Annotated in this window: 12 protein-coding genes; 5 read left to right on the forward strand and 7 right to left on the reverse strand. The window is 63.8% G+C overall.

Annotated features, from left to right (window positions below):
- Positions 1–185 precede the first annotated feature (185 nt).
- Both U0004_RS13150 and U0004_RS13155 read left to right on the forward strand, forming a co-directional pair.
- The gene (locus U0004_RS13150; protein ID WP_115057466.1) at positions 186–1,802 is read left to right on the forward strand and encodes a methyl-accepting chemotaxis protein; all 1,617 of its coding nucleotides are present in this window, start codon (positions 186–188) and stop codon (positions 1,800–1,802) included.
- 81 nt (positions 1,803–1,883) lie between these two features.
- The gene (locus U0004_RS13155; RefSeq protein ID WP_115057467.1) at positions 1,884–3,521 is read left to right on the forward strand and encodes a methyl-accepting chemotaxis protein; all 1,638 of its coding nucleotides are present in this window, start codon (positions 1,884–1,886) and stop codon (positions 3,519–3,521) included.
- Here the strand turns inward: U0004_RS13155 and U0004_RS13160 are convergent.
- Positions 3,518–4,192: a ribonuclease HI family protein gene (locus tag U0004_RS13160; RefSeq protein ID WP_070257406.1), complete on the reverse strand. Its 675-nt coding sequence runs from the start codon at positions 4,190–4,192 to the stop codon at positions 3,518–3,520. The genes U0004_RS13155 and U0004_RS13160 overlap by 4 nt on opposite strands.
- Before the next feature lie 142 nt (positions 4,193–4,334).
- On the opposite strand from U0004_RS13160, the gene U0004_RS13165 reads away from it, so the two are divergent.
- Both U0004_RS13165 and U0004_RS13170 read left to right on the forward strand, forming a co-directional pair.
- Complete coding sequence (locus U0004_RS13165; RefSeq protein WP_070257405.1) at positions 4,335–5,543, forward strand: NAD(P)/FAD-dependent oxidoreductase; 1,209 nt, start codon at positions 4,335–4,337, stop codon at positions 5,541–5,543.
- Positions 5,544–5,602: 59 nt separating this feature from the next.
- Complete coding sequence (locus U0004_RS13170; protein WP_070257404.1) at positions 5,603–6,169, forward strand: RrF2 family transcriptional regulator; 567 nt, start codon at positions 5,603–5,605, stop codon at positions 6,167–6,169.
- Between the two features lie 18 nt (positions 6,170–6,187).
- Here the strand turns inward: U0004_RS13170 and U0004_RS13175 are convergent, their stop codons facing one another.
- The 4 genes from U0004_RS13175 to U0004_RS13190 all read right to left on the reverse strand — a co-directional run bounded on the left by U0004_RS13175 (position 6,188) and on the right by U0004_RS13190 (position 11,500).
- A complete protein-coding gene (locus U0004_RS13175; RefSeq protein ID WP_070257403.1) occupies positions 6,188–6,529 on the reverse strand; it encodes a hypothetical protein in 342 nt (113 codons plus the stop codon).
- Between the two features lie 36 nt (positions 6,530–6,565).
- On the reverse strand, positions 6,566–9,250 hold the full coding sequence (gene mgtA, locus U0004_RS13180; protein ID WP_070257402.1) for a magnesium-translocating P-type ATPase: 2,685 nt from the start codon (positions 9,248–9,250) through the stop codon (positions 6,566–6,568).
- A 395-nt stretch (positions 9,251–9,645) separates the two neighbouring features.
- A complete protein-coding gene (locus U0004_RS13185) occupies positions 9,646–10,260 on the reverse strand; it encodes a TetR/AcrR family transcriptional regulator (RefSeq protein WP_081345688.1) in 615 nt (204 codons plus the stop codon).
- A 22-nt stretch (positions 10,261–10,282) separates the two neighbouring features.
- Positions 10,283–11,500 (reverse strand): Bcr/CflA family efflux MFS transporter, encoded by a 1,218-nt coding sequence (locus tag U0004_RS13190; protein ID WP_070257401.1) that lies wholly within the window; start codon positions 11,498–11,500, stop codon positions 10,283–10,285.
- A gap of 163 nt (positions 11,501–11,663) precedes the next feature.
- Between U0004_RS13190 and U0004_RS13195 the strand changes: the two genes are divergently transcribed.
- Complete coding sequence (locus tag U0004_RS13195; protein ID WP_161789584.1) at positions 11,664–11,822, forward strand: hypothetical protein; 159 nt, start codon at positions 11,664–11,666, stop codon at positions 11,820–11,822.
- 184 nt (positions 11,823–12,006) lie between these two features.
- On the opposite strand, the gene gcvP is transcribed toward U0004_RS13195, so the two are convergent.
- Complete coding sequence (gene gcvP / locus U0004_RS13200; RefSeq protein ID WP_070257400.1) at positions 12,007–14,907, reverse strand: aminomethyl-transferring glycine dehydrogenase; 2,901 nt, start codon at positions 14,905–14,907, stop codon at positions 12,007–12,009.
- A 103-nt stretch (positions 14,908–15,010) separates the two neighbouring features.
- Complete coding sequence (gcvH, locus tag U0004_RS13205; protein ID WP_070257399.1) at positions 15,011–15,391, reverse strand: glycine cleavage system protein GcvH; 381 nt, start codon at positions 15,389–15,391, stop codon at positions 15,011–15,013.
- Positions 15,392–15,413 lie beyond the last annotated feature (22 nt).

Genomic DNA, 15,413 nt, shown 5'->3' on the forward strand with positions numbered 1-15,413 from the left:
TTTGCTTTTTCTGCAAGGCGCACGCTAGCGCATTTCCTGGCGCACGGTTCCGCCGAACCGTGCGCCAGTTTCACTTCAGTTTCACTTTTTACGCCAATTCGCTACAGCGGCCAGTCAGCGCCCGCCCATGAACGAGATCGTCAGCTTGTTATCAGGCTGACGGCAGGGCTTTTTAGGATAGTCACATGAATTTATTACGCAACGTCTGCATCGGTGTCCGCCTCGGACTCGGTTTTGCCGTGATTTTGCTGTTTTCCATGCTCATTACGGGCATCAGCGTCTGGCGCCTGCACGACGTGGCCAGCGCCACGCGTGTCATGATGGAGCAGCCGCTGGCCAAGGAACGCTATATTTCCGACTGGTATGGCCGTATCGACAGCGCCGTGCGCCGTACCATCGCCATTGCCCGCAGCAGCGATACCTCGCTCAGCGGCTATTTCGCCGAAGAATCCAAAGTCTCGTCGTCCAGTTCGGCCGAGCTGCAAAAGAAGATCGAGGCGCTGATCGACAAGCCGGAGGAAAAAGCCATGTTCGCGGGCTTGCTGGAACAGCGCAAGGTGTACATCAGCTCGCGCGACCAGGTCTACAAGCTGAAGGGCGAAGCGCAGGTCGATGCCGCCAATGAGGTATTTGAAAAGACCTTCGTGCCGGCCGCCGCCAAGTACCAGAAGATGGTGCAGGACTTGCTGGAACACCAGCGCGCCAGCATCGATACGACGGCGCGCGAGATCGACGCCGTCGCCAATACCAGCCGTAACCTGATGCTGGTGCTGGCCGCGCTGGCGCTGGCTTTTGGCGTCGTCTGCGCCTGGGTCTTGACGATGGGCATCGTGCGTCCCCTGCGCACGGCCGTGGACATCGCCCGCAAGGTAGCCGATGGCGACTTGACGGCGCAGATCGACGCCAGCGCCAAGGATGAAACGGGGCAACTGCTGCTGGCCCTGAAGGACATGAACACGAGCTTGCTCAACATCGTGGGCGAAGTGCGCAGCGGCACGGACAGCATCGCCACGTCGTCGACGCAGATCGCTGCCGGCAACCAGGACCTGTCTTCCCGCACGGAAGAGCAGGCCGGTTCGCTGGAAGAGACGGCTTCGTCGATGGAAGAGCTGACCTCGACCGTGAAACAGAACGCGGACAATGCGCGCCAGGCGAACCAGTTGGCGGCCTCGGCGGCGCAAGTGGCCGTCAAGGGCGGCGAAGTCGTGGCGCAGGTGGTGGGCACGATGGAATCGATCAATGCGTCATCGAACAAGATCGTCGACATCATTTCCGTCATCGATGGCATCGCCTTCCAGACGAATATCCTGGCCTTGAACGCGGCCGTGGAAGCGGCCCGCGCGGGCGAGCAGGGCCGCGGCTTTGCCGTCGTGGCGTCCGAAGTGCGCAACCTGGCGCAGCGTTCCGCCAGCGCCGCGAAAGAGATCAAGACCCTGATCGGCGCGTCCGTGGAGCAAGTCAACGCGGGCAGCATGCTGGTGGCGCAAGCCGGTTCGACCATGAACGACATCGTCGACAGCGTGCAGCGCGTGAGCGACATCATCACGGAAATCACGGCGGCCAGCAGCGAGCAAAGCGTGGGCATCGACGAGATCAACCGCGCCATCGGCCAGATGGATGCCGTCACGCAGCAAAATGCGGCGCTGGTGGAAGAGTCTGCGGCCGCCGCCGAATCGATGCAGCACCAGGCACACAACCTGGCGCAAGTCGTCAGCGTGTTCAAGCTCAATGAGCAGAGTGGTGCTAAAGCGCTGAAACGCCCGGCTGCGCCGAAAACCACCTTGCGCATCGGCACACGCTGATGGCGCTGCGGCTGCCCCGAGCAGCCGCTTTCTGCTGTCCCCTTTTTATATAGTCTGGTTCCGCTTTTTTAGGATATTCACATGAATTTGTTAAGAAACGTCAGTATTGGTGTGCGCCTCGGCCTGGGTTTTGCCGTGATTTTGCTGTTTTCCATGCTCATTACCGGCATCAGCGTGTGGCGCTTGCATGATGTGGCCATGGCCACGCGCACCATGATGGAATTGCCGCTGGCGAAGGAACGCTATATTTCCGACTGGTACGCGAAGATCGACAGCGGTGTGCGCCGCACCACGGCCATCGCGCGCAGCAGCGACACCACACTGGGCGCGTATTTTGCGGAAGAGGCCAAGCAATCGTCCGTCGTATCGGGCGAATTGCAAAAGAAAATCGAAGCCTTGATTTCCAGCCCGGAAGAAAAGGAACTGTTCCGCCTGGTGAGCGAACAGCGCAAGGTTTACCTCGACTCGCGCGCGCAAGTGTCGAAGCTGAAAGCGGATGGACAGGAAGCGGAAGCGGAGCAGGCGTTCCAGGGCATCTTCGTGCCCGGTTCGACGAAATACCTGAAAGTGGTCAACGACATGCTGCAGCACCAGCGCGCCAGCATCGACAAGACGGCGCGCGAGATCGACGAGGTCGCCAAGACGAGCCGCAACTTGCTGCTGACCTTGGCCGTGCTGGCGCTGGGCTTTGGCGTCGTCTGCGCCTGGTTGTTGACGATGGGCATTGTGCGCCCCTTGCGCACGGCCGTGGACATCGCCCGCAAGGTAGCCGATGGCGACTTGACGGCGCAGATCGACGCCAGCGCCAAGGATGAAACGGGGCAACTGCTGCTGGCCCTGAAAGACATGAACACGAGCTTGCTCAACATCGTCGGCGAAGTGCGCAGCGGCACGGACAGCATCGCCACGTCATCGACGCAGATCGCCGCCGGCAACCAGGACCTGTCTTCCCGCACGGAAGAGCAGGCCGGCTCGCTGGAAGAGACGGCTTCGTCGATGGAAGAGCTGACCAGCACCGTGAAACAGAACGCGGACAATGCGCGCCAGGCGAACCAGTTGGCGGCCTCGGCGGCGCAAGTGGCTGTCAAGGGCGGCGAAGTCGTGGCGCAAGTGGTGGGCACGATGGAATCGATCAATGCGTCATCGAACAAGATCGTCGACATCATCAGTGTGATTGACGGCATCGCCTTCCAGACGAATATCCTGGCCTTGAACGCGGCCGTGGAAGCGGCCCGCGCGGGCGAGCAGGGCCGTGGCTTTGCCGTCGTGGCGTCCGAAGTGCGCAACCTGGCGCAGCGTTCCGCTTCGGCGGCGAAAGAAATCAAGACCCTGATCGGCGCGTCCGTGGAGCAAGTCAACGCGGGCAGCATGCTGGTGGCGCAAGCCGGTTCGACCATGAACGACATCGTCGACAGCGTGCAGCGCGTGAGCGACATCATCACGGAAATCACGGCGGCCAGCAGCGAGCAAAGCGTGGGCATCGACGAGATCAACCGCGCCATCGGCCAGATGGATGCCGTCACGCAGCAAAATGCGGCGCTGGTGGAAGAGTCGGCGGCTGCCGCCGAATCGATGCAGCATCAGGCGCACAACCTGGCGCAAGTCGTCAGCGTGTTCAAGCTGAACGGGCAGCAGGCCAGTGTCAGCGGATTGAAGGGGGTGAAACGTCCGGTGGCGAAACAGCCGAAAGAAACGTTGCGGATCGGCCGCGCCGCTTAATCCTCTTCTACCCAGCCGGTAATGGCCAGCTGGGACAGCCGGTCCGCCTCGCCATTCCTGTGGCGCGGCAGCCAGCGCAAGCTCACATCAGTAAATTGTTCCAGCAGGGCCACTACGGTGGCCCTTTGCGTTTCCAGTCCCTTGGCCCCCAGCGGCGTCGTTCCCAGCACATCATTGATCACCACCTGGCTGTCGCCGTACAGCAGCAGTTGCACAGGCGGCGGACGCACCTTGAGTGCCGCCTGCAGCACGGCCGTCAGGGCCGCATATTCCGCGTCGCTGCTGCTGCCATAGCCGGCAGCCTCGCTCACTTCGATGCGCTCGCCGTTTGGCCCCAGCAGCAGGGCGCCTATGCCCAGCTTGCCCGGGTTCGGATGGGCGGAGCCGTCGAACCAGCCGCGCCAGGCCGAAGCCGGCACGGCCATCACCCGCCGCGCCGCCTGCGCCTGCTGGCGATCGCTGATCTTTTGCGCCTTGCGCTGCGCTTCGGCGGCGTGCGCCTGCAGCCGCGTCGCCAGCAGGGCGGCCAGGCCCAAGGTGCCGGATGCCTGTTCCAGTATCCGCCGCAGCGCCGTGTCGCCCGCGATGCCTTCCAGCGCGGCCAGGCGGCGCGCCTGTGCCCGCTCGCTCTTGAACGCTGCTGCCAGCAATGTTTCCAATTCCTCTTGCATGGGACCTTCCCTCATCATCGTGCCGCGAATCTACGCGAGTGCGGCACAGTCCGCAAGGCAGGCTGTTGCGATTTTGGCGGGCCAGCTTGCAACTCATAACGCGGAGTGATATAGTCTGCGTTATCAAATCAAGGAGAAAAACATGACACAGCGCGTATTGATCATTGGTGCCGGCTTTGCCGGATTGTGGAGTGCCCTGGCGGCCGTGCGTCGCCTAAGGCTGGAAAACATTGCCGCAGGCGAGATCGAAGTGGCGCTGGTGGCGCCGGAAGCCATGCTGACGATGCGCCCCCGCCTGTACGAACCGGCGCCCGCCAGCATGGTGGCGCCGTTGCAGCAACTGTTTGACGAGACGGGCGTGCGCTTCATCGCCGGCAAGGTCGATGCCATTCGCAGCGACAGCGACGAAGTCGACATCGTCGCTGCCGACGGCAGCCGTTCAACCCTGGCCTACGACCGCCTGGTACTGGCGGCGGGCAGTAGCCTGTTCCGGCCGAATATTCCGGGTCTGCAAGAATTTGCCTTCAGCACCGACCAGCGCAGCGAAGCGGTGGCGCTCGATGCGCACCTGCATGCGCTGGCCGCCCGGCCCGCATCGGCCGCGCGCAATACCGTCGTCGTGGCCGGCGGCGGCTTCACGGGCATCGAGCTGGCGGCCGAGCTGCCGGCCCGCCTGCGCGCCATCCTGGGCGAAGATGCCGATATCAAGGTGATCATCGTCGAGCGGGCGCCCGACATCGGTCCGGACCTGGGGCCGGGACCGCGCCCCGTGATCGAGCAGGCGCTGGCGGAGCTGGGCGTGGTATGCCGGCTCGGTTCGGCGGTGGCCGCCATCGACGCGGATGGATTGACGACGGCCGATGGCGAGCGCATCGAAGCGCACACCGTGGTGTGGACGGCGGGCGTGCGGGCCAGTGCGTTGACGGTGCAGGTTCCCGGTGAGAAAGACGCCGCGGGACGCCTGCGGGTGGCGCATGATTTGCGCGTGCCTGGCGCCGGCAAGGTCTTTGCCACGGGCGACGCCGCCGTTGCCGCCACGGATGACGAAGGCAATCACACGCTGATGAGCTGCCAGCACGCCATGTTTCTTGGGCGCTCCTCGGGCGACAATGCCGTGGCTGACCTGCTGGGACTGGCCACGCGGCCCTACCGCCAACCCTATTATGTGACCTGCCTGGACCTCGGAGCATGGGGTGCGGTCGTGACGCAGGGCTGGGAGCGCAAGGTGTGGCTGACGGGCAGCGAGGGCAAGGCCATGAAGGTGGCCATCAATGGCCGTGTGATTTATCCGCCTGTCGATAGTGCCGCGGCGCTGGCCGCCGCCGACCCGGCGTTCGAGCTGTCGCTGTAGCCTTGCGGCTGCAAACGGGGAGTGCTACAGTCCCCGTTTTGCAACGGAGGAATGGCATCATGGCACATTATGGAAGCGGCACCGAGTATGGCTTGCATTGCCTGCTATATCTGGCACAGCCGCTTGCCGAGCCTGCCAGCAGTCGCGACCTGGCGGAGTTGCAGGGTATTTCCGTTTCCTTCCTGGCGAAAATCTTTCCCAAGCTGGAGAAGGCGGGCATCGTGACCGCGTCGGAAGGCATACGCGGCGGTTATCAGCTGGCGCGCCCGCCCGGCGACATCAGCGTGCTCGACGTGGTGGATGCCATCGAAGGCCCGAAACCCCTGTTCGATTGCCAGCAGATCCGCAGCCGCTGCACCCTGTACGAAGGCGAGCCGCCGGGCTGGATGACCAGCGGCGTATGCGGCATCCATGCCCTCATGCTGCGCGCCGAGAAAAGCATGCGCGCCGAACTGGGCAAGACCACCTTGCTTGACTTGGCGCAAGGTTTTGGCAGTGTCGCGCCGGCCGGTTTTGGCGCGGATGTGCAGGGCTGGTTCAGCGGCCGCGTGCAGGAGCGCAGCGAGGCGCGCATCGCCGCCGTGCGCGGACCGAAGTCGCGCCGCATCAAGGACGATGTGGTTTGACGCTCATTTGACGCTACTTCACGGTTTCAACAGCACGGTATCGACCAGGCTGCCAATCCAGCATACCACCAGCACGCCCACGGCCACCGTCATGGCGGGGCCGTCATTGGCGGACAGGGCATCGACTTTTTCCACGATCAGCTGCACGTCGAAGGGCAGGGCACCGCTGTCGATCTGTGCCATTATCTGGTCCAAACGTGCCATGATCTGGCGCACTACGAGCACCAGCGCGACCAGGGCCGGCACGAGGAAGAGGCAGCCGCGTGCCTTGCGTTGCAATACGAAATGCCCGCTGCCGGGAAAGACCAGGGCCGACAGCAGCAGGGCGAGATTACGCTTGGAAGGAGGGGAGCCGCTCATGCGTGCCTTGTGTGGGTGGATGAGCGGCTCATCATACTATTGCCAGCCGAATTTGCGCAGATACACGCGTTTCATGAACGTCGTCAGCACCGTGTAGCAGACGAGGATGCCCAGCAGCCAGGGGAAGTAGCCCAACGGCAAGGCCTGCAGCTTGAAGTAGGTCGCCAGCGGACCCATCGGCAGGAAGACGCCCACAGCCATGATGGCGGTGGTGGCCACCAGCAGGGGCACGGACGCGATGCTGTCGATGAAAGGCAGCTTGGGCGTGCGGATCAGGTGCACGATCAGGGTTTGGGTCAACAGCCCCACGACGAACCAGCCGGACTGGAACAGGGTTTGCTGCTCTGGCGTATTCGCGCCAAACACATGCCACATCAAGATAAACGTGCTGATGTCGAAAATCGAGCTGATGGGGCCAAAAAAGACCATGAAGCGGCCGATGTCGCGCGGATTCCAGCTCAGCGGCTGCTGGATCAGTTCGGCGTCGACATTGTCGAAGGGAATGGCGATCTGCGACACGTCATACAGCAGGTTCTGCACCAGCAAGTGCAGCGGCAGCATGGGCAAGAACGGCAGGAAGGCGCTGGCCACCAGCACGGAAAATACATTGCCGAAGTTCGAGCTGGCCGTCATGCGGATGTATTTCAGCATGTTGCTGAAGGTGCGGCGGCCTTCCAGCACGCCTTCTTCGAGCACCATCAGGCTCTTTTCCAGCAGGATGATGTCGGCCGCTTCCTTGGCGATATCGACGGCGGAATCGACGGAAATGCCGATGTCGGCCGCGCGCAGGGCGGGCGCGTCGTTGATGCCGTCGCCCATGAAGCCGACGATGTGGCCGTTGCCGCGCAGGGCGCGCACGAGGCGCTCCTTGTGCAGCGGGCTGAGCTTGGCAAACACGGTATTCTCTTCCGCTGCCCTGGCCAGGGTGGCGTCGTCCATGTCGTCGAGTTGCGGGCCTTGCAGCACGCCATGCACGGCCAGGCCCACTTCGCGGCAAATCTTCGCCGTCACGAGGTGGTTGTCGCCCGTCAGGACTTTCACGGTCACGCCGTGTTCCGCCAGCGCGCGCAGGGCCGGCGCCGTCGATTCCTTCGGCGGATCGAGGAAGGCCACATAGCCGATCAGGGTCAGCGCCGTTTCATCGGCCACGCCGTACACGGTCTTATGGGGCGGCACTTCCTTGACGGCCACGGCCACCACTCTTAAGCCTTCCGCATTCAGGCCATGCGTGGTTTCCAGCACCTTCGCCAGCAGGGCCGCATCGAGGGGAATATTCACGCCGCCCAGGCGCAGATGGCTGCAGGCGGCGAGGATTTCCTCGACGGCGCCCTTGCAGATCAGTTCATGGTGGTCATTCTTTTCGGAAACGACGACGGACATGCGGCGGCGCACGAAATCAAACGGGATTTCATCGACTTTCACATAATCGCGGGCCAGCTGCATTTCCGTCTGCAGCTCAACATGGTCAAGCACGGCCCGGTCCAGCAGGTTTTTGAGGCCCGTCTGGTAGTGGCTGTTCAGATAAGCGAATTGCAGCACTTCGTCGGAGGGCTGGCCGAACACGTCCGTGTGGCGCTCGAGCACGATCTTGTCCTGCGTCAAGGTGCCCGTCTTGTCCGTGCACAGCACGTCCATGGCGCCGAAGTTCTGGATGGCGTCCAGGCGTTTCACGACGACTTTCTTTTTCGACAGTTTCACGGCGCCCTTGGCCAGGGTGCTGGTGACGATCATGGGCAGCATTTCCGGCGTCAGGCCGACGGCGACGGACAGGGCAAACAGGAACGCTTCCATCCAGTCGCCCTTGGTCCAGCCATTGATGAGGAACACGAGCGGCGCCATCACGAGGGCGAAGCGGATCAGCAGCCAGCTGACGCTGTTGACGCCCGCTTCGAAGGCCGTCGGCGTACGCTCGGTGGCCGTCACGCGCGTGGCGATGGTGCCGAAGTAGGTGCGGTTGCCTGTGGCCAGCACCAGCGCCGTGGCGGCGCCGGAGATCACGTTGGTGCCCATGAACAGCAGGTTGGCCAGTTCCATGGGATCGCGGCCTGCGCTGTCGGCCAGCTCGGCCATTTTTTCCACCGGCAAGGATTCACCCGTCATGGCGGCCTGGCTGACGAACAGGTCTTTTGCGGAAAGCAGGCGGCAGTCGGCGGGAATCATGTCGCCGGCCGACAGTACGATGAGGTCGCCCTGCACCAGCTGGCGGATCGGCAGCTCGACCTGCTGGCCGTTGCGCAGCACGGTGGCCGTATTGCTGACCATGGCTTTCAGGCGCTCGGCGGCCCGGTTCGAGCGGCCTTCCTGCACGAAGCGCAGCAGGGTCGACAAGATCACCATGGTGCCGATGACGATGGTGGCTTTCGGGTCTTCCGTCAGGTAGGACACGATGGCCAGCACGGTGAGCAGCAGGTTGAACGGATTCTTGTAGCACAGCCACAGGTGCTGGTACCAGGCCAGCGGCTTTTCATGTTCGACTTCATTGGGGCCCGTTTGCGCGCCGATGACTTGCGCCTCGGCATCGCGCAAGCCTTCGATGCGCGTATGCAGGCGGTTCAGCGCCGTATCGAGGTCTTCATGGGCGGCAGCCAGCAGCTGGCGCGCCAGGTGGTCGGGCACTGGGCGGGCCGTGCTGTTTTCCAGTGGCATGGCGCGCCGGCGGAAGTGGCCGGCCGTATGGCGCTTGCGCAGGAACGATTCGAATAAGCGGGTGAAGAGATTCATGGCTCTTCCTTTCACGACGAGGTGTTGACGGGCGGCGCAGCCGCAGGCAAGACTTGCGTGCCGCCAACGCAACATGGCGAGGCATGGCGCTGGCGGGCAATCCGGGTCAGTAGCCGGTCGCGATCGGAAAGAGGGGGAGAGGCGCGCAGCCGTACTGGCCGCGCGAGACACCGCACCTTGCTCAGCAAGGCACGGAGAAAACGGAATTCCGCGTTGCTTGCTGTTTAGCTGCCGAGGCAATCACCGATACAAGATCGGCTACTGTCACTAGAACAAGTACCCACGTGGGACTCCGTAAATGAATAATGAGGGCATCTTATGGATGTGCTGCAAGAGTGTCAACTGAAGAAATCTTAGGTTTCCAAAGTGTAATGTGGGTGTTGCAGGCCACTTGCTCAGCCATGTCGCGTGGCCATCGCCAGCGAATCAGACAATATCTGCCACAAGGCCGCGTGGCGCTGCTGCAGCGCGGCGCCGCCCGCGTAGATCAGCTCCACGTGCAGGCTGTCGACGATGCCCAGATAGGCTTGCGCATACAGGTCGACGCGTTGCGGCGGCAGCGCGGGTGCCATGCGGCCCAGGCTGGCCACGTAGTGCTGCTGCAACTGCGCCAGCAAGGCTTCGTAGCCCGTGCCGACTTCGATGCGCAGGGGCGCGGGCGGCAAATACGCCGTGCGCAGCAAAAAGCGCAGGTGGGCCGAGTCCGCATAGCGCTGCGCCATGCGGTCGCAGTACAGGGAGCCGGCCAGAGCACTGCCGGCCGTGGCCGCCAGCGCCGCTTCATCGGCGAAACAGGCATCCATGAAGGCTTGCTCTTCGGCCAGGGCATCGGCAAAGACGTCGAGGAAGAGGGCATCCTTGCCGGCGAAGTGCGAGTACAGCGAAGCCTTGCGCATGCCCGCCTGCCCGGCGATGTCGCTAAGGGACGAGGCATCGTAGCCGTGCTCCGAAAAGTGCACGACGGCAACGGCACAGATGTTATCGGCCGAAGCCGAGCGTTTTTTCATCATTGGGGTGAGTGTGAGTGAGGCGTCAGTGCGCTCCGAGGCTGCTGGCATGGACCGGATGGACGCGCGCAGTAGCCAGGGTCAGCCATGATACCAGCAGGCCGGCCACGGTCAAGAACAGCAGCCAGGGCAATGGCCCCCATTCTGACAGGCTGGCCGCCAGCGGCGTGGCCAGCGACGACAAGGTCATCTGGATGGCGCCCAGCAGGGCGGCCGTGGAGCCGAGCGCGCGCTGCTGGGAACCCATGGCCATGGCCATCAGCGCCGCTTCCGCGATGCCCAGGCCAAACAGGGCCACGAACATGCCCGGCACGACGGCGGCGATGCCTGCTCCCGCCCAGGCACCGAGCAGGGCCAGTCCCGCGCCGCCCAGCATGGCCGCGCTGCCCGTCACGCTCAACCGCGCCACGCCATACTTTTCCACCAGGCAACCGCTGGCCATCGCACCGAGCAGCACGGCCACGCCCGTGGCGCCGAACACCAGGCCGAAACTGCCGGCGGACAGGCCGAAGTCGCGCTGGTACACGAGCGACGCTCCGCCGATATAGGCAAACAGGAAAAAGAATGTGGCCGACAGGGCCAGCGCGGGCAGCAGGAAGGCGCGATCCAGCGCGATGCGGGCATACGTGCGGTGCATGCCGCGCGGCGGGACCCGCCTGGACGCTGGCAGGGTTTCCGGCAGGAACAGCGCGCTATTGAGCAGGGTCAAGACACCGAGCGCGGCCAGGGCCAGCATCACAGCGCGCCAGCCGTAATGCGCGTCGAGCAAGCCGCCCACGGCCGGCGCCAGCACGGGCGCCAGGCCCACGATGGTCATCAGGAGGGCAAACAGCTGCGCCGCCTGCACGCCATCGGCCACGTCGCGCACCATGCTCATCACGACGACCAGGGTCAGCGCCGCGCCCAGGCCCTGCAGGGTGCGCGCCAGCAGCAGGGTGTTCAATTGATCCGCCTGCGATGCCCATACGGCGGCAAGAATGTACACGGCGATGCCGGCCAGCAGCGGACGGCGCCGGCCCAGCATGTCGGTCAGCGGGCCGCACAGCAGCTGCCCGCCGCCCAGGGCCAGCAGGAAGACGGTCAGGCTCAGCTGCACATTTGCATACGAGGTGTGCAGCTCGCGCGCCATTGCGGGCATCGAGGCCAGGTACATGTCGATGCCGGCCGGACCGAGCACGGCGACCAGGGCCAGGGAAGCCGCCAGCCCGAGACTGGCGGCGGGAAGAGGGGTTTGCTGCTGCATTGCGCTTCCTTTGTATCGTCAAAAAACACGGCATGGACATTGCCGTCTTTTTTATTGTACACTGACTACCTACCGATAGGTAGCTAACTCAATAAAGGCAAAGGATGACGACGATGATGAACGTAACAATGGCGGCTGCGCCGCATCTGCGGGGAGAGCGGACATGACGGAAGTGGGTATTTCGCTCAGCGGCGTCGCTGTCGCACTGCTGTTTGCCGCCTGGAGTTCGCACCGCGCCCGCTGCGAGCGGCGCGATGTCGTGCTGTTGACGATGCTGGGCACCGTGCTGGGGTTGCCGGGCGCTGCCTTGCTGGCGTTGTAGCGTTGTCACGTTGTAGGTCGGATTAGCGGAGCGTAATCCGACATCGCCACAAGCACCAACCATGTGTCGGATTACGCGCTTGCGCGCTAATCCGACCTACGTGGATGTGCAGGCATAAAAAAAGGCAGGCCGCGTGGCCTGCCTTCTTGTCGTCGACACGCCCGCGGAAGCGGGCGCCCGGCGCTTACTCTTCTTCGTACGAGCTGATAGGCGCGCAACCGCAGAACAGGTTGCGGTCGCCGTACACGTTGTCGGCGCGGCCGACTGGTGGCCAGTATTTGCGCTGGCGCAGGGAAGCGACGGGGTAGGCAGCGATCTCGCGGCTGTACTTGCGTTCCCAGTTGTCCGACATCAGCACCTGTGCCGTGTGCGGCGCGTTTTTCAGCGGGTTGTCGTCGTGGTCGAATTCACCGCTGGCGACCTTGGCGATTTCCGCGCGGATGGCGATCATGGCGTCGATGAAGCGGTCGATTTCCACTTTCGATTCGCTTTCCGTCGGCTCGATCATCAGGGTGCCCGGCACGGGGAAGCTCATGGTCGGCGCATGGAAACCGAAGTCCATCAAACGCTTGGCCACGTCTTCGTTGCTGATGCCGGTGGCGTCCGTGATCGGGCGCAGGTCCAGGATGCACTCGTGCGCGACCAGGCCGTCGTGGCCCGAGTACAGCACGGGGTAGTGCGGCGCCAGGCGGCGCGCGATGTAGTTCGCCGCCAGGATCGCCGTCTCGGTCGCGGCCGTCAAGCCTTCCGCGCCCATCATGGCGATGTACATCCACGAAATCGGCAGGATGCTGGCCGAGCCGAATGGCGCGGCGCTGACGGCGCCGATGCCGGCAGCATCGCGCTGGTAGCCCGAGGAACGCTGGTTCGGCAGGAATTTCGCCAGGTGGGCGCCGACGCCGATCGGGCCCACGCCTGGTCCGCCGCCGCCGTGCGGGATGCAGAAGGTCTTGTGCAGGTTCAGGTGCGACACGTCGCCGCCAAACGAGCCGGGAGCGGCCACGCCGACCAGCGCGTTCATGTTGGCGCCGTCGATGTAGACCTGGCCGCCGTGCGAGTGGATGATCTCGCACAGTTCCTGGATGCCTTCTTCAAACACGCCGTGGGTGGATGGGTAGGTGACCATTACGCAGGCCAGGTTGGCGCTGTGCTTTTCCGCTTTCGCTTTCAGGTCGGCCAGGTCCACGTTGCCGTTGGCGTCGCAGCTGGTGACGACCACCTGCATGCCGACCATGTTGGCCGATGCCGGGTTGGTGCCGTGCGCCGACGACGGGATCAGGCAGATGTTGCGGTGGCCTTCGCCGCGCGATTCGTGGTAGGCCTTGATCACCAGCAGACCCGCGTATTCACCCTGCGAGCCGGCGTTCGGCTGCAGCGAGACGGCCGCGTAGCCTGTCAGCGCGCACAGCATCTCTTCCAGCTGCGAAATCATCTCGCGGTAGCCGACCGTTTGCGCATCGGGAGCGAACGGGTGGATGTTGGAGAACTCGGGCCAGGTGACGGGAATCATTTCACTCGTCGCGTTCAACTTCATGGTGCACGAGCCGAGCGGGATCATGGTGCGGTCCAGCGCCAGGTCCTTGTCGGCCAGGCTGCGCAGGTAGCGCAGCATTTCGTGTTCCGAGTGGTAGCTGTTGAAGACGGGGTGGGTCAGGTAGGCGCTCTCGCGCGCCAGCTGTGTCGGCAGGGCGCTGGTGACGCCAGCTTCCACGCTGTCCAGGTCAGGCGCGGCAGGCGCGTTGACCAGGCCGTGCGCGAACACTTTCCACAGCAGCGCGATATCGTCGCGCGTGGTGGTTTCATCGAGCGACACGCCGACATGGGTATTGTCGATCTTGCGCAGATTGACGCCGTGGTGCATGGCCGTCGCGTGCAGTTGCGCCGCATCGGCGACATTGATGGTCAGGGTGTCGAAGTAGCTCGCGTTGACGACGCCATAGCCGAGGGTCTTCAGGTTGGCGGCCAGCACGCCCGTGTAGCGGTGCACGCGCTGGGCGATCTGCAGCAGGCCGGCAGGACCGTGGTAGACGGCGTACATCGAGGCCATCACGGCCAGCAGCACTTGTGCCGTGCAGATGTTCGAGGTCGCTTTTTCGCGGCGGATATGCTGTTCGCGCGTTTGCAGGGCCAGGCGATACGCCTTGTTGCCTTGCGCATCGACGGTCACGCCGACCAGGCGGCCCGACATATTGCGCTTGAATTCATCGCGCGTGGACAGATAGCCTGCGTGCGGGCCGCCGAAACCGAGCGGCACGCCGAAGCGCTGGCTGTTGCCGACGACGACGTCGGCGCCCCATTCGCCCGGCGGCGTCAGCATGGTCAGGGCCAGCAGGTCGGCCGCGACGATGACCATGGCGCCGTTCGCGTGCAGTTTTTCCACGCCGGCGCGGTAGTCGCGCACGACGCCGTTCACGCCAGGGTATTGCAGCAGCACGCCGAAGCAGGCGTCCAGCGACTCGATTTCAGCCGGGTCGAAGGTACGCACTTCGATGCCGATCGGCTGGGCGCGCGTCTGCACCACTTCCAGCGTTTGCGGCAGCACGTCGTTGGCGACGTACAGCACGTTCGACTTCGACTTGCCCACGCGCTGGATCAGGGTCATCGCTTCGGCGGCGGCCGTGCCTTCGTCCAGCATCGAGGCGTTCGAGATGCCCATGCCGGTCAAATCCGTGATCACTTGCTGGAAGTTCAAAATCGCTTCCAGGCGGCCTTGCGAAATCTCTGGCTGGTATGGCGTGTACGCCGTGTACCAGGCCGGGTTTTCAAAGATGTTGCGCAACACGACGCCAGGGGTGAACGTGTTGTAGTAGCCCTGGCCGATCAGGGATTTGAGTACCTGGTTCTTGCCGGCGATGGCTTTCAGGCGCGACAGGGCTTCCTGTTCCGGCATCGGCTGCGAGTACGCGCCCAGGGGCAGGGCGCCCTTGTTGCGGATGTTGGCCGGTACCAGGGCGTCGATCAGCGCGGCGCGCGATGGATAGCCGAGGGTCGCCAGCATGGCTTGCTGTTCGGTGGCAGAAGGGCCGATGTGGCGGGCGATGAAGGCATCGCGTGCTTCGAGTTGGGTCAGGCTGGTGCGGGTCATGATATAGAGGCCAAAAAAGACTGAAAAACCGGGATGCGGCGCGCGGACGCAGCGCAGAAAAAATGCAAACGGGCCGCGATTGCGGCCCGTGAGTCAAACGCGATTACGCGCCGGTGGCGGCGCCATAGGCGGCAGCGTCGAGCAAGCCGTCCAGGGCCGACACGTCGGCTGGCTTGATCTTGAACAGCCAGTTGGCATAGGCGTCGGCGTTGATCGACTCAGGCGAGTTGACCACGTCGTCGTTGACGGCCACGACTTCGCCGGCGATCGGCGCGTAGATGTCGCTCGCTGCCTTGACCGATTCCACCACGGCGGCGTCGTCGCCGGCGCCGTAGGTATTGCCCACGGTTGGCAGTTCGACGAAGACGATGTCGCCCAGGGCGTCCTGCGCGTACTCGGTGATGCCGACGGTGATCGTGCCGTCGCCTTCAAGGCGTACCCATTCGTGGGAAGCGGTGTACTTCAGTTCTGCAGGAATGTTCATGTGTGGCTCCAGATGGTAAGTG

The organism is Janthinobacterium lividum (assembly GCF_034424625.1).
Classification (GTDB): Bacteria; Pseudomonadota; Gammaproteobacteria; order Burkholderiales; family Burkholderiaceae_D; genus Janthinobacterium; species Janthinobacterium lividum.